Here is a 25222-nt window from a genome sequence, read left to right on the forward strand (position 1 = left end):
TTGCGGATAGCGGCCCAGGGATGGGCGGCGTCGGCGAGTCAGGCAGGATGTCCGACCAAGCCGGGGAGCAATACCCGCTTCGGGCGCCGCTCCATCCGGAGCCAGCAACGCACCCGCTCGAAAGCAGGCAAGCCTACCCGCCCGCCTTCGCTTCGGTCTTGGCGGGAGCAGTCGGCCTGGACTCGGTGGGTTTCGATTCCGCGGGTTTCGATTCCGCGGGCTTCGACTCCGCTGGCTTCGACGCCCCGGCATCGCCGGCCAGGTTGCGCTTCCTGTCGCCGTCCTTCTTGAAATCGGTCTCGTACCAGCCTCCACCGGCCAGGCGGAACTGCGGCGCGGTCAGCTGGCGCCGCACGCCGGCGTCGCCGCAGGCCGGGCATTGGCTGGGATCGGCATCGGAGAGCTTCTGCAGGCGGTCGAAGCTGTGGCCGCAGGCGGCGCATTCGAAGGCATAGATCGGCATGGCGGGTCGGACTACCGGTGGAAGGGCCTGATGGAGCGGCTGGGGCGGGGCCGGGCGGCCGCGCCCGGCGCGATTTTTGGGGGCGGATGGGGAGCTTTCAAGGCGCCGATGAGTGTCGCCGACACGGCGGACGACGTGTCGCGGACGCCCGCCCTTCATGAACGCGATCAATATTGCTGATTTTTCAATCTGTTAGGATACCGGGCTTGTCCGAAAGAACCGGATCAGAGGTATCAGATCGGAACCACCGGACCATGATCGCGACCGTCCGCCCCCTGGCCGCGCTGCTCGCAGGCGTGGCCTTGCTGCTGATGGGCAGCGGCCTGCTGGGCACGCTGCTGGCGGTGCGTGGGCGGATCGAGGGCTTCGACGACCAGACCCTGGGCCTGGTGATGTCGGCCTATTTCGTCGGTTTCTTCCTCGGCACCTACGCCGCGCCGGGGCTGATCCAGCGGATCGGCCACATCCGCGCGTTCGCGTTCTACGCGGCGCTGAGCGCGGCGACGGTGCTGCTGCACGCGATCTTCGTGACGCCGTGGGCATGGGGCCTGCTGCGGCTGCTGACCGGGATCGCGCTGGTCGGCCTCTACACGGTGATCGAGAGCTGGCTGAACGTGCAGGCGCCACCGACCCAGCGCAGCCAGGTGTTCGCGATCTACATGGCGGTGAACCTGCTCGCGCTGGCCGCAGGACAGTGGTTGGTCGGGATATCCCCGCCGGCCGGCTTCGTGCCGTTCAGCCTGGTCGCGGTCCTGGTCTGCCTGGCGGCGCTGCCGGTGACCGCGAGCCGGATGATCCAGCCGGAGCTGCCGGCGATGCCGCGGCTGGCATTGAAAGCCCTGTTCGAAGCCGCCCCGGCCGCCACCATCGGCGCGCTGCTGGCCGGGCTGGCGATGGGCGGCTTCTGGGGTCTGGCCGCGGTCTATGCGACCCGGATCGGGCTCGACCTCCAGGGCGTGGCCCTGCTGATGAGCATGACCATCATCGGCGGCGCGGCCCTGCAATGGCCGATCGGCCGCCTTTCCGACGGCGGCGACCGCCGTACCACGCTCGCGGCGATCTGCGCGTTGGCGGCCGGCGTTTCGGTCGCGATGACGCTGCCGGCCGGCGGCTCGGGGCCGATGCTGTACGGGCTGTTCTTCCTGTTCGGAGGGCTGGCCTTCGCGATCTACCCGATCTGCATGGCCCACCTGCTCGACCACCTGCCGCCGGAAGACACCCTGTCGGCGGGTAGCAGCCTGCTGCTGCTCAACGGCGTCGGTTCGGCGATCGGGCCGGCGATCGCGGGCGCCGCGATGACCCGCTTCGGACCGGAGGCGCTGCCGGGATTCTTCGCCGCGATACTCGGGCTGACCGCGCTGATCGCCGGCGGCCGCCGCCTGCTGCGCCGGCGCGACCTCGAGAGCCCTGCCACCTTCCATGCAATGTTGCGCACGACGCCGTCCGCCTTCGAGCTGCTGCCCGACGTGCAGACCGAGAACGAAGGTGACGCCGTGCGCCAATCCCCGCACATCACCCCCACCAAGGAAAACCGTTGACCCAGGAAACAAGACAAACCGCAGAAACCCAAGCGCTTTCTTCCATCCCGCCCGAGGGTGCGCAGACCTCCGGCCGGCTGCCGAAGCTGATGCTGGCCACCGACCTCGACGGCACCTTCCTGGCCGGCAACGCCGAGCACCGCCAGCACCTGTACCGGCTGGTCGACCGCCACCCCGAGATCCGCCTGGTGTTCGTCACCGGCCGGGGCCTGGAGGCGGTGATGCCGCTGCTGTCGGACCCGACCCTGCCGCGCCCGGACTACGTGATCTGCGACGTCGGCGCGACCGTCGTCGACGGCCACAGCCTGCAGCCGGTGCAGCCGCTGCAGGCCGGCATCGACGCCCGCTGGCCGGGCGAACACGCGGTCGCCGATCTGATCGACGACTTTCCCGGCCTCGTCCGCCAGGACGTGCCGCAGGAGCGCCGCTGTTCGTACTTCTGCGACCCCAAGGCGCTGAAGCGGATCCGCGACGACGTCGAGGCCGCCGCCGCCACTGTCGGCTGCTCGGTGCTGTACTCGGCCGACCGCTATCTCGACATCCTGCCGCCGGACACCGACAAGGGCCGCACCCTGGCCGCGCTGGCCGGTCAGCTCGGCATTCCGCATGCGCGGGTGCTGGTCGCCGGCGACACCCTCAACGACCTGTCGATGTTCACCGCCGGGTTCCAGGGCGTGGCGGTCGGCGAATCGGAGCGCGCACTGACCCGTGCGACCCGCCAGCTGGCCAACGTGATGCATGCGAAGGCGCCGGGTTGCGGCGGCATCCTCGAGGCGATCCGCCATTTCAAGCTGCTGCCGGAAGAGGAACTGCAGCTGAGCACGCCGGCCTCGCTGAAGTTCGGCAAGTCGGAGCTGGTGATGGTCTACCACCGGCTGCCGTACGAGGAGTACGTCGAGGACGGCCGGCTCAAGCGTCGTCAGCCGCGTTCGCCGAACGGCATCATCCCCAGCTTGCTGGGCTTCTTCTCCGGCGGCCGCAAGGGTTCGTGGGTGGCCTGGAGCATCGACGACCCGAAGTCCGGCCTGCCGTTCGAGACCCACACCACGGTCGACACCGAGCTCTATCCCAACCTCACCGCCGCCCGCGTGCGGCTGGCGAAATCCGAGGTCGACGCGTTCTACAAGCGCTTCTCGAAGGAAGCGTTCTGGCCGATGCTGCATACGTTCTGGGAGCGCGCGCGCTTCCGCGAGGAGGACTGGAAGACCTTCCTCAAGGTCAACCGCAAGTTCGCCGAGGCCGCCGCCGCCGAGTCCGCGCACGGCGCGACCGTGTGGCTGCACGACTACAATCTGTGGATGGTGCCGGCGTTCCTGCGCGAGATGCGCCCGGACCTGAAGATCGCGTTCTTCCACCACACCTACTTCCCGTCGGCCGACGTGTTCAACGTGGTGCCGTGGCGCCGCGACATCCTCGGCAGCCTGCTGCAGTGCGACTACATCGGCTTCCACATCCCGCGCCAGGTGGAGAACTTCGTCGACGTGGTGCGCGGGGCGATGCCGATCGAAACCGTCTCGCGCGAAAGCTGTGCACCGCGCTTCCTGACCTACGGTTGCGCGGTCGGCCTGGACCGCATGACCACCGCGATCCGGGTCGGCGATCGCCAGATCGCGCTCGGCGCCCATCCGATCGGCACCGACATGGGCCGCATCCGCGGCGTGCTCGCGCGCGAGGACGTGCGCGAACGCATCGACCGGATCCGCGAGGAATTCCGCGGCCGCAAGCTGGTGCTGTCGATCGAGCGCCTGGACTACACCAAAGGCACACTGGAGAAGCTGCTGGCGTTCGAGCGCCTGCTGGAGGACCGCCCGGACCTGCGCGGCACCGTGACCCTGCTGATGGTCTGCGTGCCGGCGGCGCAGGAGATGACCGTCTATCGCCAGTTGCAGACCCAGATCGAACAGGCGGTCGGCCGCATCAACGGCCGTCACGCGCAACTGGACTGGACACCGGTGCGCTTCTTCGCCCGCGGCCTGCCGTTCGAGCAGGTCGTCGCCCACTACGCCGCGGCCGACGTGATGTGGATCACGCCGCTGCGCGATGGCCTCAACCTGGTCTCGAAGGAGTTCATCGCCGCGCATGGCGTGGAGGACAGCGCTGGAATCCTGGTGCTTTCGGAGTTCGCCGGCGCCGCGGCCGAGCTCAAGGGCGCGGTGCTGACCAACCCGCACGACCCCGCCGACCTGATGCTCGGCCTGCAGCATGCGCTGGCGATGCCGGCCGACGAGGCCGAGTCGCGTCAGCGCCAGTTGTTCGACATCGTCGAGCGCTACGACGTCGAGCGCTGGGGCCGCGAGTTCCTGGAGGCGGTCGAAGCCGCAGGCAGCGGCCTGCGCCGGCACGTGTACGAGCTGGAGCGGGACTGATTGATCGCGCGGCACGCGCGCAGCCCGGGTAAGCGGAGCGCACCCGGGGCCTTGCGGCGGCGCGACGGCTCCCCGGCAAGGCCCACGCCTTCATCGGCATGGGCCTTGCCCGGGCTACGATGTTGTCAGTTCACCAGAACGCCAGCACCAGAACCGCCGTCAGCACCACGACGAGGGCGACGCCCCGGCGAACCGCAAGCGGTACCCGCGGCGCCTTCGACACGTCGACGACGTCGAGCTGGCCGGCCCGCGGCCTTGCGGTGCTCGCCGCCTGCCACAGCACCGCGGCCAGCAGGGTCAGCGCCAGCAGTACGCCGGCGACGATGGTGAAATGCACGTGCAGCCAGCCGAGCTGGGTGGCGACGAACCAGGCCGCGCTGATTGCGTGTCCGGTGACCAGCGCCCGCAGCGCCGGGCCGGCGGCGAGCCGCTTCCACCACAGGCCGAGCACGAACACCGCCACCAGCGGCGGGGTGACGTAGGCGAAGGTCTGCTGCAGGTAGGCGAACAGGCCGGGGAAATGGTCGATCATCGGCGCCCACGCCGCGGCCAGCGCCATCAGCAGCAGGGTCGTGACACGGCCGATCCGGGCCAGCGCGCGGGTGTCGAGCCCCGCCCGGCTCCTCCTGCTTAAATGAGGCTCGATGAAGTCGAGCGTGATCAGGGTCGATGCCGAGTTCAATGCGGAGTCGACGCTGGACATGATCGCCGCCAGCAGCGCGGCCAGCACCAGCCCGGCCAGCCCGACCGGCGCGTACTCGGCCAGCAGCCGAGCGAACACCTCGTCGCCGCGCTGCAGGTCCGGCAGCAGCGGGGGGGGGCGCGCGCCCCGCCGCCCCCACACCCCCCCCCCCCCCCGCGGCGCGGCGCGGCCGGGCCGGCAGCGGCGCGCGGCCCCCCCCCCCCGGCAGCACCATCAGCAACAGCGGCAGCAGCTTCAGCACCGCGGCGAGGATCGCGCCCTTGCCGGCCGCATCGACACTGCGCGCGCCCAGCAGCCGCTGGCTGACGTACTGGTTCATCGTCCAGTAGAAGAACCCCAGGATCGGCAGGCCGATCAGGGTGCCCAGCCACGGCAGGTCTGGATCGTCGAGCGGCCGGATCAACGACAGGTGGTCGGCCGGTACCGCGGCGGTGACCTTCGCCCACGAGTAGTCGAACTCGGCGAACACCAGCATTGCCAGCACCGCCGATCCGGCCAGCAGCACGACCGACTGCAGCACGTCGGTGTAGACCACCGCACGCAACCCGCCGGCTGCCGTGTAGACGCCGGCGAACAGCGCGATCGCGACGATCGTCTCGACCAGCGGCAGCGCCGGGAAGAACACCTTCAGCACCACCGCACCGGCGTACAGGCTGCCGGCGGTGTCGAGCACGATCGACAGGAACACGCTGACCGCGGACAGGTACTTGCGCAGGCGCGGATCGAAACGCCGCTCCAGCAGTTCGGGGATCGTGGTCAACCGGTTGCCGAGCAGCACCGGCACGACGAACAGCGCCGAGAACAGCAGCACCAGCGCCGCCATCCATTCGTAGTTGGCGACCGCGATACCGGACGACCAGGCCGCGCCGGGCAGTCCGATCAGGGTCGTCGACGAGATGTTCGACGCGAACAGCGAGAGTCCGACCACGCCGGCACCGAGGGTACGGCCGGCCAGGAACAGCTCGTCCGAATCCGGGCTGCGTCGCGACACCCGCGCGCAGACCACGATCACCACCACCACGTATGCCGCCAGGACGACGTAATCGAGCGTGTGCAGCGCCCCCATTCCACCTTCCGTGCACGAACCGCCTTTTACCGAAACACGACGCGGTGCGTTTCGTCAAACCCATGCCCAGCGGATGCGGGGCTGCCGTCGTCCGCCGCCGGGCGATTCGCCGAAGCGGACGACGGCAGCCGGTCAACCGGTCAGCCGGTGATCTCGGGCCGTTTCGACGGACTGGCGCGGCGCTCGCCGGTGATCGCGTCCTCCGGATGCACGGGCGGCTTGCGCTGGTCCAGCGGATCGACGTCGAACGGTGTGTGCAGGACCAGCGACGGCAGGATCGTGGTCAGCGTGGCATACAGCAGCAGCGCGCCGAACAGCTCGTCGGGTAGCGCGAAGCGGTCGCGCAGGATGCCCGCCAGCACCAGGGTGAAGATCAGCGTCGGCGCCAGCGAGATCGAAACCCGCAGGCTGCTGCGGTGGTTCTCGCCGAACATGAAGCGGCGTTGCAGCCAGACCGTGCCGATCCGGAACGGCAGCACCACCGCGGTCAGTGCCAGGCCCAGGCCCAGCGCGTGCCAGCTGAGCGCGCCCTCGGGCACCTTGGTGCCGGCGTTGAAGAAGTAGAACGGCACGAAGAAGGTCGCGAACAGGCGCACCGCGTGCAGGTTCTGGTTCGATGCCAGCCGCGGCATGCGGATCCGCAGCAGGCGCGCGATCAGGCCGGCGACGAACGCGCCGACCAGGTAGTAGACGCCGAGCTTGGCGGTCGCGAACGCCGCGACCAGGCCGACCATCACCAGCAGCGAGAATTCCGACCCCGGCGCGTGCGGCACCACCCAGCGGCCGAACGCGATGAACAGCAGCGGCAGGCCCACGATCATCGCCACCAGCGCCAGCGACGACAACCCGAGGTGGACCGGATCGTTGGCCTGCAGCACCACGAACAGCGCGACCAGCGCGAACAGCTCGCCGGCGATCGCCTTGCTGGTCACCCAGAAGCGCTCGCCCTCGTCCAGGCCCAGCCGCTCCAGGGTGTCGAGGATGAAGCCGGTCGAGGGCGTCATCAGCGCCAGCGCGAGCAGGGTCGCCGGCCGCCAGTCGAGTTCGAAGTAGCGCCATGCCAGCCAGGTCACGCCGCACAGCGCCAGGGTGCGGATCGCCAGATGCGCCAGCAGCGGCCACAGGCCCTTGCGCAGCGCGCCGGGGTCGACTTCCAGGCCGGCGAACAGGAACAGCGAGGAGATGCCGAGGGTCGCCAGCCAGCCGACCAGCGGATCGTGCGACTGGTCGCCCCAGGCCAGCATCGCGCCGACGCCGAACAGCAGGCAGGTCAGCGGCGCCGGGATCTTGAACCGCTGCAGCGCGCGCGGCACCACCAGCAGACCGAAGACCAGCACCAGGTAGATCAGTTCGTTTCGCATCGGGACCTCGGTAGGCTTGCGTGAGGGCGTCGGCTCGCCGCAGCATCTCCGCCGAACGTGATCGCGATCACGCGGCGCGGCACCATAGCCGCGGCCGGATCAACGCCGCATCCTCGGCACGATCCAGGGAGCGGCGCCCGCCGGCCAGGTTTCAGGCGGCATCGTAGAGCGACAGCCATGCCGCCTCGGCCTCCGCGAGCTGCGCCGCCAGCGTTTCGCGATCGCGGGTCAGCTCGGCGGCCCGCCCGCTGCCGTCGCTGTAGTTGCCGGGGTCGGCGAGTGCGGCGTCGATCTGCTTGAGCTTTCGTTCCAGCTCGGCCACCCGTGCCTCGGCCTGGGCCAGCTTGACCGGGTTGGCCTTTCGCGGCTTGGTCGCCGGTGCGGGCGGCGGCGGAGCGGTCTCGGCCTTGCGCTTGCCCGCGGCCCGGCCATCCTCGGAAGCGTCGCGGTTGCGCAGCCAGGCCGCGTACTCGTCGAGATCGCCGTCGAACGGCTGTGCGTGGCCATCGGCAACGCGCCAGAAGGTGTCGCAGACCAGGCCGATCAGGTGACGGTCGTGGCTGACCAGCACGATCGCGCCATCGAAATCGGCCAGCGCCTCGGCCAGCGCCTCGCGCATGTCGAGGTCGAGGTGGTTGGTCGGTTCGTCGAGCAGCAGCACGTTGGGCTTGCGCCAGGCGATCAGCGCCAGTGCCAGCCGCGCGCGCTCGCCGCCGGAAAATCCATCGACCGCTTCGAACGCGCGGTTGCCCGGGAAGTTCCACTTGCCGAGAAAGTCCCGCAGCGCTTGCGTGGCGACACCCGGTGCGATGTCGCCGAGGTGATCGATCGGACTGCGCCCTTCGTGCAGGGACTCCACCGTGTGCTGGGCGAAATAGCCGATCCGCAGGTCGGGATGACCGCTGCGCTCGCCCGCCAGCAGCGGCAGTTCGCCGACCAGCGACTTGACCAGGGTCGACTTGCCGGCGCCGTTCGGACCGAGCAGCGCGACCCGGTCGCCGGCTTCGAGGATGAAGCCGACGTCCTCCAGGATCCGCGCCTGGCCGCCATCGGCCAGCGCATAGCCGCAGTCGGCGTCGCCCAGCCGCAGCAGCGCGTGCGGCAGCTTGTCGGGGACGGGCAGGTCGATCCGCAGCGACCGCTCCACCCGCACCGCCTCGGTGCCGGCCAGCTTCTCCAGCCGCTTGACCCGGCTCTGCGCCTGTTTCGCCTTGCTGGCCTTGGCCTTGAAGCGGTCGATGAAGCGCTGCAGGTGTTCGCGCTCGGCCTGTTCCTTCTCGAACGCGATCTGCTGCTGGCGCAGGTGCTCGGCGCGCTGGCGCTCGAACGCGGTGTAGTCGCCGGTGTACAGCTTCGCCCTGCCGTCGTGCAGATGCAGGGTGTGGGTCGACAGGCCGTCGAGGAACTCGCGGTCGTGGCTGATCAGCAGCAGCGTGCCCGGGTATTTCAGCAGCCACTGTTCGAGCCACAGCACCGCGTCGAGGTCGAGGTGGTTGGTCGGCTCGTCCAGCAGCAGCAGGTCGCTGGGCGTCATCAGCGCGCGTGCCAGGTTCAGCCGCACCCGCCAGCCGCCGGAGAACGCTTTGACCGCACGGTCGTGGGTATCGGCGGAGAAGCCCAGGCCATGCAGCAGCTTGCCGGCGCGCGCGCCGGCGTCGTAGCCGTTCAGCGCTTCGAGCCGCTGGTGGGCCTCGGCGACCGCCTCCCAGTCCTCGTTGGCGAATGCATTGGCCTCGGCCTGGATCGCCGCATGCACCTCGGCGTCGCCGGACAGCACGAAGTCGAGCGCGCTGTCGTCCAGCGCCGGGGTCTCCTGGGCGACGCTGGCGATGCGGACCTTGTTGGGGACGTCGATGTCGCCGGCATCGGCCTCTACCTCGCCACGGATCGCCGCGAACAGGGAAGACTTGCCGGTGCCGTTGCGGCCGATCACACCGACCCGCCAGCCCGCATGCAGGGCCAGGTCGACGTTGGACAGCAGCAGGCGTTGGCCGCGGCGGAGGGCAAAATTGCGGAAGGAGATCACGACGGGGACCGGTGTTTTGCGGCTGCGAAGGCGCGCAGTTTATCGGCTGGGCCAACGAAGCTGTTGAGCCACGTCCGGAGAGCGAAGCTGGAAAGCGGCCGTTGCCGCGCAGCCGGGGCAGGAGAACGCGCGGGTGTCACGGGTTAGCGCCTGGAGGCGCGCGAGTGTCGGGGGTTCGCGCTTGGGGGCGCGCGAACGCATTTCCGTGCAGGCCCGGAGCCGCGAGTCCGGTTTTATCGAGGATCGCCAGCGATCGGAGCCCGGGCACGGCCGGGAACGGACGACGACTTCCCGGCGCTGGTCCCGGATCGCGCACCGGCAATCCCCCCCGCTACGACCAATGGATTGTTAAAAAACCGTTGACAGGCACTTGTCCCGCCTGCTATTCGGCTTGAGGCGCCAGATTCAGCAAAGCGCCCTCCCCCGACTCTAGACGGAGCACTCGATGACCCGCCTTTCCCCGCTCGCTGTCGCCGTACTGCTCGGCCTCGCCGGCCCCGCCGCTCTCGCCCAGGAAGCAACCGGCGACGCCCGCACCACCCTCGACACGCTGATCGTCACCGGCACCCGCGTCGCCGACCGCACCGTCGCCGAGTCGACGGCGCCGATCGACATCATCACGCCGGAGGTGCTCGAATCCACCGGCACCGTCGAGCTGGCCACCGCACTGTCGCGCGCGGTGCCCTCGCTGAACTTCCCCCGCCCGGCGATCACCGACGGCACCGATGCGGTGCGTCCGGCGCAGCTGCGCGGCCTCTCGCCCGACCACGTGCTGGTGCTGGTGAACGGCAAGCGCTACCACCCCGGCGCGCTGGTCAACGTCAACGGCTCGCAGGGCCGCGGCTCCTCCCCGGCCGACCTGAACTCGATCCCGATCTCGGCGATCGCCCGCGTCGAGGTGCTGCGCGACGGCGCATCGGCGCAGTACGGCTCCGACGCGATCGCGGGTGTGGTCAACATCGTACTCAAGGGCAGCGAGAGCGGCGGCAGCATCGCCGCGACCTACGGTCAGTACAGCGCCGGCGATGGCCAGCAGTACCAGCTCGCCGGCAACGCGGGCTTCGGGCTGGGTGCGGACGGCTTCGTCCATCTCGCCGCGCAGGGCGGCCACCAGGACCAGACCGACCGCGCGCGCCCGTTCATCGGCACGCCGACCGCCAGTTCTCCGCCGCTGGGCGAAGTCGTGCAGCGCTACGGCGATCCGGAAATCGACAACGGCTCGTTCTCCTACAACGCCGGCTACGACATCGCCGATGCGTTGAGCTTCTACTCCTACGGCATCTTCACCAAGCGCGAGGTGCTGTCGAACGGCTTCTTCCGCCCCGCGGGCGACTCGCGCAACATCCCGGAGATCTATCCGGACGGCTTCCTGCCGCAGATCTACAACGAGTCCGAGGACGTCCAGTTCGTGGCCGGGCTGGAAGCCACCACCGCCGGCGGCACCGACGTCGACTTCAGCTATGCCTACGGCAGCAACGAGCTGAGCTTCGATGTCCGCAATTCGCTCAACCGCAGCATCGGACCGGGCTCGCAGACCGAGTTCTACGCCGGCGCGCTGGAGCTGGAGCAGCACGTGCTGAACCTGGATTTCAACAAGCTGCTCGACTGGGGCCTGGCCTATCCGCTGACGCTGTCCTACGGCGCGGAATGGCGCGGCGAGGAGTTCACCCAGTCTCCGGGCGAGCCGGCGTCGTACATCAACGGCGGCGTGCTGCTGCCCAACGGCTCGCCGGCACCGTCCGGCTCGCAGGTCTTCCCCGGCTTCCGCCCGAGCGACAGCGGCAGCTTCGACCGCCACAGCTTCTCGTTCTACGCCGGGCTGGAAGGCGACCTGACCGAGAAGCTGTCGATGGGCGTGGCCGCGCGCTACGAGGACTACAGCGATTTCGGCGACACCACCACCGGCAAGGTCACCGCCCGCTACGCGTTCACCGACGCGGTCGCGCTGCGCGGCACGGTCTCGACCGGCTTCCACGCGCCGTCGCTGCAGCAGCAGTTCTACCAGACCACCTCGACCAACTTCATCGGCGGCGTGCCGTTCGACATCGCGACCTTCCGCACCAACCATCCGGCCGCGATCGCGCTCGGTGCCGAACCGCTGAAGGCCGAGGAGTCGACCAACTACAGCCTGGGTCTGGTGCTGCAGCCGGCTGAAGCGCTCTACATCACCATCGACGCCTACCGGATCGAGGTCGACGACCGCATCACCCTGTCCGAGAACCTGATCAGCACGCCGGTGCGCGAGTATCTCAACGCCAACGGTTTCCCGGCGGTGGCCGGCGGCCGCTACTTCACCAATGCGATCGACACCACCACCGACGGCGTCGACGTGGTCGCGACCTACGCCTGGGCGCTGCCGGCCAGCAGCCTGGACCTGACCGCGGGCCTCAACTACAACAAGACCAGCATCGACAGGGTCGCGCCGAATCCGCCTGCGCTGGAAGCGATCGATCCCGACGCGGTGCGTTTCGGACGGGTCGAGCTGGGTCGCTTCGAGGTCGGCGCGCCGCGCGACAAGTTCTTCCTGAGCGGCGTCTGGAACGTCGGTTCGTTCAGCTTCGGGGCGGCCGCGACGCGCTATGGCGAGTTCACCGTGCGCAATTCCGACCCGGCCCGCGACCAGACCTTCGACCCGAAGTGGACGCTGGACCTGTCGGCGACCTACCGCCTCGACGGCTGGGAGTTCACCGTTGGCGGCGACAACGTGCTGGACGAGTACCCGGACGAGGTGATCTTCGCCAACTCCAATTCCGGCCAGCTGCCGTACAGCGCCTCCTCGCCGTTCGGCTTCAACGGCGCGTTCGCCTACGCCAGGGTCGGCTACACGTGGTAAGCGTCCACCGCCACGGGCGATGAGAACGACGCCCCGCCGGACGCGGGGCGTCTTCTTTCATGCATGCCTCTCGCGTGCGAAGGCCCGCCTGCCGCCCACCTCTCCATGACGGCAGCTGGCGTAATCTGGTGTTTCCGTCTCGTGGCGCTTCAGGCCGGTTGCATCCGTTCCCGGCGACCACATCCTGCAATGATCCATTCCCTCCGGAGCGTCGATGCACCACACCTCGCTGATCGCCATCCTCGTCGCCGGATTCGTCCTCGCATTCGTGTTCGGGGCACTGGCGCAGCGGTTGCGGCTCTCGCCCCTGGTCGGCTACCTGATCGCCGGCATCGTCGCCGGTCCGTTCACGCCCGGGTTCGTGGGGGACCAGGAACTGGCGCCGCAGCTGGCCGAGATCGGCGTGATCCTGCTGATGTTCGGTGTCGGCCTGCATTTCTCGATGCGCGACCTGCTTTCGGTCAGGGCGATCGCACTGCCCGGCGCGATCGCACAGATCGCGGTGGCCACCGTGCTGGGCTGGGGACTTTCACAACTGCTGGGGTGGTCGCACGTGGCCGGCGTCGTGTTCGGACTGGCGCTGTCGGTGGCCAGCACGGTGGTGCTGCTGCGGGCACTGGAGGAACGCCGACTGATCGAAACCGAGCGTGGCCGCATTGCGGTGGGCTGGCTGATCGTCGAGGACCTGGCGATGGTGCTGGCGCTGGTGCTGCTGCCGGCACTGGCCGAGATCATCGGTGGCGGGGCTGGCGAGGAGCCGCCTTCGGTCCTGCTCGTGCTGCTGAAAACCTTCCTGAAAGTCGGCGGTTTCGTCGCCTTCATGCTGATCATCGGCCGGAGGGTGATCCCGTGGATCCTCGAACGCGTGGCCGGCACCGGTTCGCGCGAATTGTTCACCCTATGCGTGCTGGCGATCGCACTGGGCGTCGCGTTCGGATCGGCGGAGATGTTCGGGGTCTCGTTCGCGTTGGGTGCATTCTTCGCCGGCATGCTGCTGAACGAGTCGGAGTTCAGCCACAAGGCCGCCAACGAAACCCTGCCGCTGCGCGATGCGTTCGCGGTGCTGTTCTTCGTCTCGGTGGGCATGCTGTTCAACCCGATGATCCTGGTCGAACATCCGTTCGAGGTGATCGCGACCTTCCTGATCATCGTGCTCGGCAAGTCGATCGCCGCATACGCGATCGTGCGCGCGTTCGGCAAGCCCGACTCCACCGCGCTGCTGATCTCGGCCAGCCTGGCGCAGATCGGCGAATTCTCCTTCATCCTCGCCGGCCTCGGCCTGCAACTGGACATCCTGCCCGAGCGTGGCCAGGACCTGATCCTGGCCGGAGCCTTGCTGTCGATCATCCTCAATCCATTGCTGTTCCAGTGGCTCGACCAGCGCATGCGCAAGGGCGCCTCCACCATGTCGTCACGACCGCCGCGGGCCATCCCCGCCATCCCCGACGACCTGTCGGGCCATGTGATCCTGATCGGATTCGGCCGGGTCGGCAGCGAGCTCGGCCGTCTGCTGCAGGCGCAGAAGGTGCCGCTGGTGGTGATCGACGGCGAAGACGACCTGGTCGAGCACGCGCGCGCGGCCGGCCTGCCGTCGATCCGCGGCAACGCCGCGAACGAGCGGGTGCTCGCCGAAGCCCGGCCGGAGCGGGCCAACACGGTGATGCTGGCGATTCCGAACGTTCTGGAGGCCGGCGAGATCATCGCCCGGCTGCGCGAGATCAACCCGGGCCTGACCATCGTCGCCCGCGCGCACAGCGACAACGAGGTCAGGCACCTGCTCGAACACGGCGCCGATGGCGCGGTGATGGCCGAACGCGAACTCGCCCACAGCCTCGCCGAGATGGTGATGGCGACGCCGGCGTTCCGCGGCGACCGTCATCTGCCGCCGGCCTCGGCCTAGGGAATTCCCGATCGGTTCCGGGCTACGGCAACCAGCTCAGAACACCGTCTTCAACAGCAGGCCCATCACCGCGCACGCGGCCAGTGTCTTCAGCAGGCCGACGTGGAAACGCAGCATCGCCAGCAGCGCGAAGGCGCCCAGCGCCAGCGCGGCCGGATCCAGCGAGGTCGGCCGCGGCCACGGCAGGTCGAGGCCGGCCGCCTGCCAACGCCCGACATCGGCGAACAGCACATGGATCGCGAACCACAGCGACAGGTTCAGGATCACTCCGACCACCGCCGCGGTGATGCCGGTCAGCGCCGCCGACAACAGGCGCTGGCTGCGCAGGCGCTCGATATGCGGCGCACCCAGGAATATCCAGAGGAAGCACGGCACGAAGGTCACCCAGGTCGACAGCGTCGCGCCGAGCAGTCCGGACAGCAGCGGGTCCAGTCCGCCCGGATCGCCGTGCGCGCCGAGAAAGCCGACGAAGGTGATCACCAGGATCAGCGGGCCGGGCGTGGTTTCCGCCAGTGCCAGCCCCTGCACCATCTCGGTCGGGCCGAGCCAGCCGTAGCGCTCGACCGCCTGCTGGGTCATGTAGGCCAGCACCGCGTACGCGCCGCCGAAGGTCACCACGGCCATCTTGCTGAAGAACACCGCCTCGTCGGCGAACACGTGGCCGGTACCGAGCACGGCCACCAGTAGCAGCACCGGCACTCCCCACAGCGCGACGCCACCGAGCAGCACCCGCAGCGTCCAGCCGGCGCCGCCCCTCGGACCGGGCAACGGGTCGGCGCCATCGTCGGGCCGCACCGGAACGAACACCTCCGGACGCCAGCGCGCGCCGGCGAATCCGGCCAGGCCGGCGCCGAGCACCACCGCCGGAAACGGCACGCCGAACGCAAAGATGGCGACGAACGACGCCGCGGCAATGCCCCACAGCAGCCGGTGCCTGAGCGCCTTGCGTCCGATCCGGATCACCGCCTCTACCACGATCGCCAGCGTCGCCGCCTGCATGCCGAACAGCAGCCCGCGGACCCAGTCCAGCTCGCCGAACGACACGTACACCGCCGCGATGAAGACCATCAGCAGGAAGCCGGGCAGCACGAACAACATGCCGGCGACCAGGCCACCCCGGGTTCCGTGCAGCAACCAACCGGCGTAGGTCGCCAACTGCTGCGCTTCAGGTCCCGGCAGCAGCATGCAGTAGTTCAATGCATGCAGGAAGCGCGACTCGTCGATCCACTTCCGCTCCTCGACCAGCACGCGGTGCATCAGCGCGATCTGCCCGGCCGGCCCGCCGAAGCTGGCCAGTCCGATCCTGAGCCAGACGAGGAACGCATCACTGAAGGACGGCGGCATGCATGAAGCCGGTCGTGGAGGCCGGCGCCAATCTCGCGTGCGCCCGCCCACCGGTCAAGGCCGGCACCCATCGGCCGCGGCGGAAACAGCGCCGACAGCCCGCGCTCTCCCTGGCGCTCAGGCGGCTGCGGCCGTCCGCCAGGCCAGCGCGACCAGCACGGCGGCTTCGACCAGCTCCGCCAGCGCACCGCAGGTGTCGCCGGTCATGCCGCCGAGTCGGCGCAGGCAGGCATGGCGCCAGACCAGGAACACCAGTGCGGCGATCAGCACGGCGATGCCGCCCGACGCGCCGGATGCGGCCGCGACGGCGACCGTCGCCGTCAACACAAGCATGGCCGGCAGGCGTGGAGCGGCCGCCAGCGCCGAACCAAACCCGTTCGCGCGTACATAGGGCGTGCTCGCGAATGCCAGCACCAGCGCCGCCCGCGCCAGCACCGGCGCCAGCAACCAGGCCCAGCCACCGGCCGGCAGCACGGTCGCCAGCGCCGCGAATTTCAGCAGCAGCACCAGTACCAGCGCGGTCACTCCGGCCGGTCCGCAGCGCGGATCCTTCATGATCGCCAGGGTCCGCTCGCGATCGCCAAGCCCGCCGACCCAGGCATCGGCACTGTCCGCGAGGCCGTCCAGGTGCAGCCCCCCGGTCAGCAGTACCCAGGCCAGCAGCAGGACCGCCGCGGCCAGCATCGGCGCTCCCGCCGGCAGCAGCCATGCCAGTCCGCCGAGCAGCGCACCGAGCAGCGCGCCGACCAGCGGGTACCAGGGCAGCGAACGCGACTGGGCGCCGGCGCGTCCGAATGCCGACGCGGGCACCGGAATCCGGGTCAGGAAGCCGATCGCGACCAGCAGGCCGTTCATCCTCCACCCTTCCCCGCGTCGGGTCCTGCCATCGGGGTCGGCGGCAGGCGATGCAGCGACGCATGCGCGACCTCCAGCATCGCCATTTCCGACCACGGCAGTCCGCGCGTCGCGCACATCAGCAGGCGGATCACCCCACCGTGGGTGACGACGAGTACGCGACGGCCGGCGAACAGGGTGGCGACTTCGGCGAGCGCGGCGCGCACGCGCGCTTCGAACTGCGCGATCGTCTCCGCGTCCGGGGGCGGATGCGCCGCCGGATCGGCCCAGAACCGCGCCAGCGCCTCGCCATGATTCTGCGCCAGCACCTCCATCGGCATGCCCTGCCATCGGCCGAAGCGGTACTCGGCCAGGCACGGTTCCAGCCGCAACGGCACGCCCCGCTCGGCGGCGAACTCGCGCGCGAACAGCGCGCAGCGACGCAGTGGCGAACTCACCACCGCGTCCCAGTGGCCGCCCGCGACCGCGGCACGCATCTGCGCGATTCCCCCCGCGGTCGGCAGGTCGTCGAGCTGGCCCCGGAAGCCGCGATGGCCGGTTTCACCATGCCGCAATAGCTCGATGTGAGTTTCCGCGCGGGCAGGGAGGTCGATGGCGGGGCCGACGACGCCGGTACCGTCGCCGCTCATGCTGTCGAGACCCCGGCCTGCTCGAAGGTCGCCATCTCCGCGTGCAGGTCGCAGGCCAATCGCAGCAGCGGCACGGCAACGGCGGCACCGCTGCCCTCGCCGAGGCGCAGCCCGAGATCGAGCAATGGATGCGCGTCGAGCGCGTCGAGCAGACGCCGGTGGCCGCGTTCGTGCGAGCAGTGCGAGAACAACAGCCAGGGGCGGACACCGGGATTGAGCCGTACCGCCGCCAGCGCCGCCGCCGTCGCGATGAATCCATCGACGATCACCGGCATCCCGCGCTGGGCGGCCGAGATGCAGGCGCCGGTCAACGCGGCGATCTCGAAGCCGCCGAGCCGGCGCAGGACCTCGAGCGGAGCGTCGGCATCGGCATGGCGGTCCAGCGCGCGCGCCACCACCGCCTGCTTGCGCGCGACGCCTTCCGCATCCAGACCGGTTCCGGCACCCGCCAGCACCGCCGGCGACTCCCCCAGCAATGCGCAGGCCAGCGCGGTCGCCGCCGTGGTGTTGCCGATGCCCATCTCGCCGCCGATGAACGCCTGTGTCCCGGCCGCTGTCGCGCGCGCGACGCTGTCCGCGCCGGCCTGCAGCGCCTGCCGCAGCTGCGTGTCGTCCATCGCCGGCGCCTCGCAGAAGTTCGCGGTATGGGGCGCGATCATCACCCGTACCACGCCCGGCAACGGTCCCGGATCGTTGACCGTGCCCAGTTGCACCACCTCCAGGGTCGCGTCGAGACGGCGCGCAAGCACGCTGATCGCGGCGCCGCCGTGAGCGAAGTTGCGCACCATCTCGCCGGTCACTGCCTGTGGGAACGCCGACACCCCTTCCGCGGCGACCCCGTGATCGGCGGCGAACACGCTGATCCAGATCCGTTCCAGTGTCGGCTGTGCACAGCCCTGCAATGCGGCCAGCGCGATCGCAGCCTGCTCCAGCGCGCCTAGCGAGCCCGGCGGCTTGGTCAGCCGCAGCTGTCTTGCCCGTGCCGCCTCCCGCGCATCGACGTCCGGCCGCCGGCAGGGGCCGCACATGTCGAAATCCATTGTCCGGGGCTTTTCCCTCATCTCCATCGTTGCCTCGCTCATGGACACTCCCCCTTCAACGCCATCGGCAATCCGGCCGCAACGAACAGCACCTGTTCGCAGCGCGCGGCAAGCGCCTGGTGCAAGCGCCCGGCCTCGTCGACGAAGCGGCGGCTGAGTTCGCCCATCGGCACCACCCCGAGCCCCACCTCGTTGCCGACCAGCAGCACGCGACCGGGCAACGTCGGCAGTGCCTCCAGCAGGGCGCCGCGTTCGCGTGCGAAGCGGTCCGGGTCGGCATCGCCGAGGAGATTGCTCAGCCACAGCGTCAGGCAGTCGACCAACAGGCAGCGGTCGGCCGCTGCGTGCGCGCGCAGCGTCTCCGCCAGTGCCAGCGGCTCTTCGATGCAGTCCCAATGTGCCGGCCGTCGCGCACGGTGATGGGCGATGCGTGCGCCCATCTCGCCGTCACCGGCCTGCGCGGTCGCGACATAGCTCACCGCCAGGCCGCAGTCGCCCGCGATGCGTTCGGCCAGCGCGCTCTTGCCCGACCGCGCCCCGCCGAGGATCAGGGTATGCATGCGTCGCCCTCCAGCAGCGCGGCCAGGCGCCCGGTATCCAGATGCGCTTCGACCATGTCGGCAAGCCGCTCGATCGATGCCTCGCGCAGCGCGGCGATGTCCAGCGGACGTGCCGCGGCAAGGCCGGCCCACTGCAGCATCGCCGCCAGCGTTTCGGGATGGTCGAACAGGCCGTGCAGATAGCTGCCGGCGACCTGTCCGTCGTCCGAAACCGCGCCGTCGCCACGGCCGTCGTCGAGCTGCGCGAACGGCTGCGCCAGCGCCGGACCGGTACTGACTCCGCAGTGGATCTCGTAGCCGCGTACCGGTACATCGCCAATGCGGGAACGGCCGCCGACGTTGCGCAGCCGCTTCCGCGGCGTCAGGGTCGTCTCCAGGTCGAGCCAGCCCAGCCCCGCACTGGACCCGGCCCCGCCCTCGATGCCGTCCGGGTCGTGCACCGCGCGGCCCAGCATCTGCAATCCGCCGCAGATGCCGAGCACCTTGCCGCCGTAACGCAGGTGACGCGCGATGGCCATATCCCAGCCGTGCTCGCGCAGCCACGCCAGATCCGCACGCGTGGCCTTGCTGCCGGGCAGCACGATCAGGTCGCAGCGCGGCGCGCTTTCGCCCGGTCCGACGAAGCGCAGATCGATCTGCGGATGCGCGCGCAGCGGGTCGAAGTCGGTGTGATTGCTGATCCGCGGCAGCACCGGTACGGCCACCCGCAGCGTTGCCGCCGGCTTGGCCTCGCGGTCGCGGGGCAGTGCATCCTCGGCTTCCAGGTGCAGGCCGTGCAGATACGGCAGCACGCCGAGCACCGGCTTGCCGGTTTCGCGCTGCAGCCAGTCGAGGCCCGGCTGCAGCAGCGCGATGTCGCCGCGGAAACGGTTGATCACGAAGCCGACGACGCGGGCGCGTTCGCTTTCCGACAACAGCGCCAGCGTGCCGACCAGGTGCGCGAACACCCCGCCGCGGTCGATGTCGGCGATCAGGACCACCGGGCAATCGACCGCCTCGGCATAGCCCATGTTGGCGATGTCGTTCGCGCGCAGGTTGATCTCGGCCGGACTGCCCGCACCCTCGACCACCACCGCGTCGAAGGCTTCGACCAGCCGCACATGCGATGTCATCACCGCGTCGAATGCCACCCGCTTGTAGCCGTGGTACCCGACCGCGTCCATCTGCCCGATCGCGCGTCCATGCAGGATGACCTGCGCTCCGCTGTCGCTGCACGGCTTGAGCAGAACCGGATTGAAGTCGGTGTGCGGAGCGAGCCCGCAGGCCTGAGCCTGTACCGCCTGGGCGCGGCCGATCTCGCCGCCGTCGACGGTCACTGCCGCGTTCAGCGCCATGTTCTGCGGTTTGAACGGTGCGACCCGTACGCCCCGCCGGCGCAACCAGCGGCACAATGCCGCGACCAGGGTGCTCTTGCCGGCATCGGAGGTGCAGCCCTGCACCATCAGCACGCGCGCGCTCATGCGGCGACCTCCCGCAGCGCCTCGTGCAGGGTCCGGTCGAGCCGGGCGAAGCCGGCGTCGTCGCCCGGCAGGCCGAAGCGCAAACTCGGCGGCGTCGCCTCGTCGGTATCGAAACAGCGCACGAGGACTCCACGCCGGGCCAGTGCATCGTGCAGAACGGGCGCATCCGGATGGCGTCGCCACTGGAAATACGCGCAGCCCGCGCCATCGACCAGACCATGCGCATCGAGGAGCGCCCCCAGGCGCGCACCGGCCGCGAGCAGCCGCGTGCGCGCGGCCGACTGCCAGTCGCGATCGGCGAGCGCTTGCAGCAGCACGTGCCGGGTCGGCCCGGACAGCGTCCACGGACCGAGCCGTTCACGCAGGGACTCCAGCACCGCGGGCACGGCGCAGACGAAGCCGGCGCGCGCGCCGGCCAGGCCGAAGAACTTGCCGACCGAGCGCAGCACGACCAGGCCGTTGCGCCCGCTGTCCGCGCACAGGCTGCGTTCGGGCGTCGCGTCGATGAAGGCCTCGTCAACCACCAGCCAACCGCCGCGTGACGCCAGCCGCGCATGCAGTTCTAGTAGTGCATCGCGTTCGAAACGCTCCCCGCCCGGATTGTTCGGGTGGATCAGCACGACCACGTCGAAGCGCGCGACTTCATCGGACAGCCGCCGCGCGTGCAGTCGTTCGACTTCGTGTCCGGCCGCGCGCCACGCATGCGTGTGCTCGGCGTAACCAGGTGCGATCACCCCGACGCGGGACCGCTCGCGCAGGCGCGGCAGGGCCTGGATCGCCGCCTGCGAACCGGCGACCGGCAACAGCCGTGGCGCACCGTAGTAGTCACGCGCGATGTCGACCAGGCCGTCGTCGTCCTCGGGCAGACGGTGCCAGGCCGCCGCCGGCACCGGCGGCACCGGCCATGCGAACGGACTGATGCCGGTCGACAGGTCGAGCCAGTCGGCGACAGCGATCCCGTACCGGTTCGCGGCGCGCAGCAGCCGTCCGCCGTGCTCAAGCATGCCGCCACGCCTCCAGCGCGAATGTCGCCACCGATGCGACCGCCAGCCACACGACGACGCCGTTGCGTACCAGGACCAGCGCACGCCGGACCGCGATGGCGTCCGGCGGCTGCCCCTCGCCGAGCGGCGGGCGGGCCTTCCAGCGGCCGTGGTAGGGCGCCGGCCCGCCGAGGCATGTTCGCAACGCACCGGCGCCGGCGGCCATGACCGGACCGGCGTTCGGGCTGTCCCAGGCCCCGGCCTGCCGGCGCCAGCAATGCCAGGCCGATGCGGTATGGCCGCACAACGCGTAGGTCGCCGCGGTGAGCCGCGCCGGCAGCAGGTTCAGTGCGTCGTCGATCCGCGCCGCCGCCCAGCCGAAGCGTGCGAAGCGCGGCGTCCGGTAGCCCCACATCGCGTCGAGCGTGTTCGCAAGCCGGTACAGGACCACGCCGGGTACGCCGAGCAGCAGGAACCAGAACAGTGCGCCGAACACCGCGTCGCAGCCGTTCTCCAGCACCGACTCGGTCGCGGCGGCGGCCAGTTGCCCCGACGACAGCGCCCCGGTGTCGCGGCTGACGATCCGGCCGACCGCCGCACGTGCGGCGTCGAGATCGCCGGCGTCGAGCGCGTCGGCGACCGGCCGCGCATGATCGCCGAGGCTGCGCAGGCCGATGGCGGCGTACAGCACCAACGCTGCATACGCCGCCGACAGCCATGTCGGAAGCTGCCTGGCGAACGCGTCCAGCGCCCATGCGACACCGACCCAGGGCAACACCGCCAACGACCATGCAAGCAGACCGCGCAGCCGGCAGCCAGCGTGCAGATGGCGTTCGATCCAGCCGGCCCAGCGTCCGAACGCAACCAGCGGATGCGCGCGCCTCGGCTCGCCGAGCACGGCATCGAGCGCGACCGCGGCGATCGCGACGGCCGCCGCGATCATGGCCGGAACAGCCTCGCCGCCGCTGCGGGATCGGATGCGAAGTAGAGGTGGACGAAGCTCGCGGTCAGCGCACGGTCGCGGTAGACCGCCTCGGCGGTCGGCCCGCCGTTCGGATTGGCCGCGATCGCGATCGGGTCGGCACGGATCTCGGCGCGCGCATAGTGGAAGCTGTGCCCGCGCAAGGTTCCTTCCGGCAACGAGACCTCCTGCATGCCGAGCGCGACGAAGCGCGACTGCATCGCCGCCGCACCGGCAATCAGGCCCGCCATCGGCGCGCGCCGCCCGTCGCGATCGGCGAGTTCCTCGAGCGCGAACAGCAGACCGCCGCATTCGGCCAGCAGCGGACGTCCCGCATCGCGATGCGCACGCAGCGACGCGTGCAGGTCGGTGTTGGCACCCAGTGCGTCCAGGTGCAGCTCCGGATACCCGCCCGGCAACCAGACCGCGTCGCATTCGGGCAGCGGATCGCCGGCCACCGGCGAGAAGAACCGCAGTTCGGCGCCGGCATCGCGCAGCAGCGCGATGTTGGCCGGGTACAGGAAACAGAACGCAGCGTCGCGCGCGACCGCGATACGCCAGCCTTCGAGCCGGCGTGGCACCGGCGGCGGCTCGGCGGCTGCGAATTCGAGCGCCGGCGGCAGCGCGGTCGCCGCGTGCTCGCCCCAGGCGTCGGCCAGCGCGTCCAGGCGCGCGTCCAGGTCGGCGAGCTCGCCGGCCGCGACCAGGCCCAGATGCCGTTCCGGCAATGCCAGCCCAGGTCGCCGCGGCAATGCGCCCATCCAGGCGATGTCCGCCGGCAGGCTGTCGCGCAACAGTCTGGCGTGATGCGCACTGCCGATGCGGTTCGCGGCGACCCCGTGCAGCTGCAGGCCTTCACGGTATCGGGCCAGTCCGGTCGCCAGCGCGCCGAAGGTCTGCGCCATTGCCGAACCGTCGATCACCGCCAGCACCGGCAGGCCGAGTGCGATCGCAAGATCCGCGCTGGACGGCTCGCCGTCGAACAACCCCATCACGCCCTCGACCAGGATCAGGTCAGACTCCAGCGCGGCGGCATGCAGGCGCGCGCGCACGTCGGATTCGCCGCACATCCACAGGTCGAGCTGCTGCACCGGCGCACCACAGGCACGTTCGAGAATCATCGGGTCGAGGAAATCCGGACCGGTCTTGAACACCCGCACCCGCCGGCCATTGCGCCGGTGCCAACGCGCGAGCGCGGCGGTGACGCTGGTCTTGCCCTGTCCCGACGCGGGCGCCGACACCAGCAATGCGGGACAGCGGGCGGTCGCCATCACAGTTCGATCCCGTGCTGCGCCCTGATGCCGGCGCGGAATGCATGCTTGACCAGACGCATCTCGGTCACCGTATCGGCGGCCTCGACCAGCGCGTCCGGCGCACCGCGACCGGTGACAACGACGTGCTGACGCGGCGGCCGTGTCTTCAGCGCCGCGAGCACCGCGTCCAGCGGCAGGTAGTCCTTGTTCAGCGCGATGTTGAGCTCGTCCAGCAGCACGAAGTCGAAATCCGGATCGGCGAGCATCCGCGCGGCGACCTCCCACGCCGCGGTCGCGGCGGCGACGTCGCGGGCACGGTCCTGGGTTTCCCAGGTGAACCCCTCGCCCATCACGTGATACTCGAGGCGGTCGGCGAATGCGCCGTCCATGCCGCGGAAGAACAGGTCCTCGCCGGTGCTGAAGCTGCCCTTGATGAACTGCACCACGCCGCAGCGGAATCCATGCCCGAGCGAGCGCGCGAGCATGCCGAATCCCGACGAGCTCTTGCCCTTGCCGTTGCCGGTGTTGACCACCAGTACGCCGCGGTCGATCGTCGCCCGCGCGATCCGGCGGTCGACCAGTTCCTTCTTGCGCCGCGCACGTTCCCGGTAGTGCTCTTCCTCGGTGCGCCCGAGGCGTTCGGAGCCGCGGCTCACGACACGACCTCCTTCGAAGCGGGGCCTCCAAGCCTCGCGCCACGCAACGCCGCGCGCAAGGCGAACGCCGCTCCGACATAGCCGGCCAGTGTGCCGAGCGCGCGCGGGTAGTAGGCCGGGACGCGGGCGAGGAAGCCCTGCAGGGTCGGATCCGGGTATCGACCGGAGAAGAACCAGTAGCCGCCCTTGGACAGCAGGTAGGCGACGCTGGCAGTCACCACGAGGGTCAGCGCCAGCCACGGCAGCGTCCGCCAGTCGTCCACGTGCAACCGACGGTAGACATGCCCGCCCAGCCATAGCGACGCGTAGGCGAAGGCCAGCGCCCAGTACGCCGGCGACAGGCACCAGTCGCTGATCGTGCCGGCGGCATGGCTGCCCAGGTCGAGCGCGGTCGCCAGCACGAACAGCACAGGCAGCGCCCACATCGGACGCAGCAGCGCGCCGGCGAGGAAGAACACCGCCCACGATGCGCTGGGCAGCGCATCGACGCTGGCGAAGTGCTGGCCGCGGGTGGCGATCATCAGCGCCGCCAGTCCCAGTCCGGCCAACCACTGGCCGCGCACGGAAACCAGCGGCAGCGGCGGGGTCGATTGTCCGTTCATGGCGGTCACCTCAGCGCGAATCGATCTGATGCGCGATGCGACCGCGCAGGGCGAAGGTCGCCATGCCGTGCACCGCCAGGGCAACGGCGACGTACATCATCGTCGTACGCACGAACAGCGGCCCCCACTGCCAGGCACGGGCAAGGTACTCGGCGAAGTGGGGATCCTGGTAGCGTCCGCCGAGCCAGTAGAACGCGCCGTTGGAGATCAGGAACGACGCGCTGGCCGCGACCAGCCCGACTCCGGCCGCGCCGAGCAGCGGGAGCATCCGCCCATCCAGCCGTCCCGTGTACAGGCGTCCCCCATACCAGAGCACCGCATAGGCCAGCGGCAGGAACGCGTACGACGGCGTGATGCAGAAATCGCTGACCCCGGCGTACTCGATCGACACCCAGTCGACCGCGACCGCCAGCACCAGCATCGCGACGAACTGCCAGTGCCGGCGCAGGTACAGGCCGCCGAGAAAGAACAGCGCCATCGAGGCGTCGGGCAGGTGCAGCGCATCGCCGAAGTGATTGAAGCGCGTCGCCACCATCAACGTCGCGAACGCGGACAGCAGGACGAGATTCATCGGTCTGGAAAGCGGCTTCATGGCAGGCCTCGTGTGGGATTGAAGGAAGGCC

21 protein-coding genes and 1 pseudogene are annotated in these 25222 nt (G+C 70.0%); 5 read left to right on the forward strand and 17 right to left on the reverse strand.

Translation table 11 applies throughout. The annotated features are described in order from the left end of the window. Positions 1-133: 133 nt before the first annotated feature. Positions 134-463 carry an FmdB family zinc ribbon protein gene (locus L3V18_RS09435; RefSeq protein ID WP_237054426.1) on the reverse strand — a complete coding sequence of 110 codons (330 nt, stop codon included), beginning with the start codon at positions 461-463 and terminating at the stop codon, positions 134-136. Between the two features lie 254 nt (positions 464-717). Between L3V18_RS09435 and L3V18_RS09440 the strand changes: the two genes are divergently transcribed. Then, positions 718-2001, forward strand: coding sequence for an MFS transporter (locus tag L3V18_RS09440; protein WP_237054427.1), 1284 nt, complete (start codon positions 718-720; stop codon positions 1999-2001). An 89-nt stretch (positions 2002-2090) separates the two neighbouring features. After that, entirely contained in the window at positions 2091-4367 is a 2277-nt protein-coding gene (gene ggpS, locus L3V18_RS09445; RefSeq protein WP_237054428.1) for a glucosylglycerol-phosphate synthase, read from the forward strand. Between the two features lie 130 nt (positions 4368-4497). Here the strand turns inward: ggpS and L3V18_RS19245 are convergent, their stop codons facing one another. Together L3V18_RS19245 and L3V18_RS19435 are read right to left on the reverse strand one after the other, a co-directional pair. Continuing rightward, positions 4498-5211, reverse strand: coding sequence for a sodium:solute symporter family transporter (locus L3V18_RS19245; protein WP_343226325.1), 714 nt, complete (start codon positions 5209-5211; stop codon positions 4498-4500). A 103-nt stretch (positions 5212-5314) separates the two neighbouring features. Further along, positions 5315-5998: pseudogene (locus L3V18_RS19435) on the reverse strand (sodium:solute symporter family transporter); the annotation flags it as partial. On the opposite strand from L3V18_RS19435, the gene L3V18_RS09455 reads away from it, so the two are divergent. Further along, positions 5904-6113 carry a hypothetical protein gene (locus L3V18_RS09455; protein WP_237054542.1) on the forward strand — a complete coding sequence of 70 codons (210 nt, stop codon included), beginning with the start codon at positions 5904-5906 and terminating at the stop codon, positions 6111-6113. The pseudogene L3V18_RS19435 and the gene L3V18_RS09455 overlap by 95 nt on opposite strands. A 163-nt stretch (positions 6114-6276) precedes the next feature. On the opposite strand, the gene L3V18_RS09460 is transcribed toward L3V18_RS09455, so the two are convergent. Then, a complete protein-coding gene (locus L3V18_RS09460; RefSeq protein WP_237054429.1) occupies positions 6277-7497 on the reverse strand; it encodes a cation:proton antiporter in 1221 nt (406 codons plus the stop codon). Between the two features lie 151 nt (positions 7498-7648). Then, entirely contained in the window at positions 7649-9523 is a 1875-nt protein-coding gene (locus L3V18_RS09465; RefSeq protein WP_237054430.1) for an ABC-F family ATP-binding cassette domain-containing protein, read from the reverse strand. Between the two features lie 445 nt (positions 9524-9968). On the opposite strand from L3V18_RS09465, the gene L3V18_RS09470 reads away from it, so the two are divergent. Both L3V18_RS09470 and ybaL read left to right on the forward strand, forming a co-directional pair. Next, entirely contained in the window at positions 9969-12356 is a 2388-nt protein-coding gene (locus tag L3V18_RS09470) for a TonB-dependent receptor plug domain-containing protein (protein ID WP_237054431.1), read from the forward strand. 214 nt (positions 12357-12570) lie between these two features. Continuing rightward, complete coding sequence (gene ybaL / locus L3V18_RS09475) at positions 12571-14256, forward strand: YbaL family putative K(+) efflux transporter (protein WP_237054432.1); 1686 nt, start codon at positions 12571-12573, stop codon at positions 14254-14256. Positions 14257-14292: 36 nt separating this feature from the next. On the opposite strand, the gene chrA is transcribed toward ybaL, so the two are convergent. The 12 genes from chrA to L3V18_RS09535 all read right to left on the reverse strand — a co-directional run bounded on the left by chrA (position 14293) and on the right by L3V18_RS09535 (position 25191). Then, a complete protein-coding gene (gene chrA, locus L3V18_RS09480) occupies positions 14293-15600 on the reverse strand; it encodes a chromate efflux transporter (RefSeq protein ID WP_237054433.1) in 1308 nt (435 codons plus the stop codon). Positions 15601-15717: 117 nt separating this feature from the next. Next, positions 15718-16455, reverse strand: a complete 738-nt coding sequence (locus tag L3V18_RS09485; protein WP_237054434.1) for an adenosylcobinamide-GDP ribazoletransferase — start codon at positions 16453-16455, stop codon at positions 15718-15720. Next, positions 16452-17084 (reverse strand): histidine phosphatase family protein, encoded by a 633-nt coding sequence (locus tag L3V18_RS09490; protein ID WP_237054435.1) that lies wholly within the window; start codon positions 17082-17084, stop codon positions 16452-16454. The genes L3V18_RS09485 and L3V18_RS09490 overlap by 4 nt, the downstream gene beginning before the upstream one ends. Beyond that, entirely contained in the window at positions 17081-18112 is a 1032-nt protein-coding gene (gene cobT / locus L3V18_RS09495) for a nicotinate-nucleotide--dimethylbenzimidazole phosphoribosyltransferase (RefSeq protein WP_425493500.1), read from the reverse strand. The genes L3V18_RS09490 and cobT overlap by 4 nt, the downstream gene beginning before the upstream one ends. Before the next feature lie 50 nt (positions 18113-18162). Continuing rightward, positions 18163-18684 carry a bifunctional adenosylcobinamide kinase/adenosylcobinamide-phosphate guanylyltransferase gene (gene cobU, locus L3V18_RS09500; RefSeq protein WP_237054436.1) on the reverse strand — a complete coding sequence of 174 codons (522 nt, stop codon included), beginning with the start codon at positions 18682-18684 and terminating at the stop codon, positions 18163-18165. Then, complete coding sequence (locus tag L3V18_RS09505; RefSeq protein ID WP_237054437.1) at positions 18672-20144, reverse strand: cobyric acid synthase; 1473 nt, start codon at positions 20142-20144, stop codon at positions 18672-18674. The genes cobU and L3V18_RS09505 overlap by 13 nt, the downstream gene beginning before the upstream one ends. After that, the gene (gene cobD, locus L3V18_RS09510) at positions 20141-21148 is read right to left on the reverse strand and encodes a threonine-phosphate decarboxylase CobD (RefSeq protein WP_237054438.1); all 1008 of its coding nucleotides are present in this window, start codon (positions 21146-21148) and stop codon (positions 20141-20143) included. Before cobD ends, L3V18_RS09505 begins: the two co-directional genes overlap by 4 nt. After that, complete coding sequence (gene cbiB, locus L3V18_RS09515; protein ID WP_425493508.1) at positions 21141-22067, reverse strand: adenosylcobinamide-phosphate synthase CbiB; 927 nt, start codon at positions 22065-22067, stop codon at positions 21141-21143. Before cbiB ends, cobD begins: the two co-directional genes overlap by 8 nt. After that, entirely contained in the window at positions 22067-23359 is a 1293-nt protein-coding gene (locus tag L3V18_RS09520; protein WP_237054440.1) for a cobyrinic acid a,c-diamide synthase CobB, read from the reverse strand. The genes cbiB and L3V18_RS09520 overlap by 1 nt, the downstream gene beginning before the upstream one ends. Next, positions 23359-23997 (reverse strand): cob(I)yrinic acid a,c-diamide adenosyltransferase, encoded by a 639-nt coding sequence (cobO, locus tag L3V18_RS09525; protein WP_237054441.1) that lies wholly within the window; start codon positions 23995-23997, stop codon positions 23359-23361. Before cobO ends, L3V18_RS09520 begins: the two co-directional genes overlap by 1 nt. Further along, a complete protein-coding gene (locus tag L3V18_RS09530; protein ID WP_237054442.1) occupies positions 23994-24599 on the reverse strand; it encodes a hypothetical protein in 606 nt (201 codons plus the stop codon). Before L3V18_RS09530 ends, cobO begins: the two co-directional genes overlap by 4 nt. Before the next feature lie 10 nt (positions 24600-24609). Next, the gene (locus L3V18_RS09535; protein ID WP_237054443.1) at positions 24610-25191 is read right to left on the reverse strand and encodes a hypothetical protein; all 582 of its coding nucleotides are present in this window, start codon (positions 25189-25191) and stop codon (positions 24610-24612) included. Positions 25192-25222: the final 31 nt, after the last annotated feature.

This window comes from Marilutibacter chinensis (genome assembly GCF_021725675.1).
GTDB lineage: Bacteria > Pseudomonadota > Gammaproteobacteria > Xanthomonadales > Xanthomonadaceae > Marilutibacter > Marilutibacter chinensis.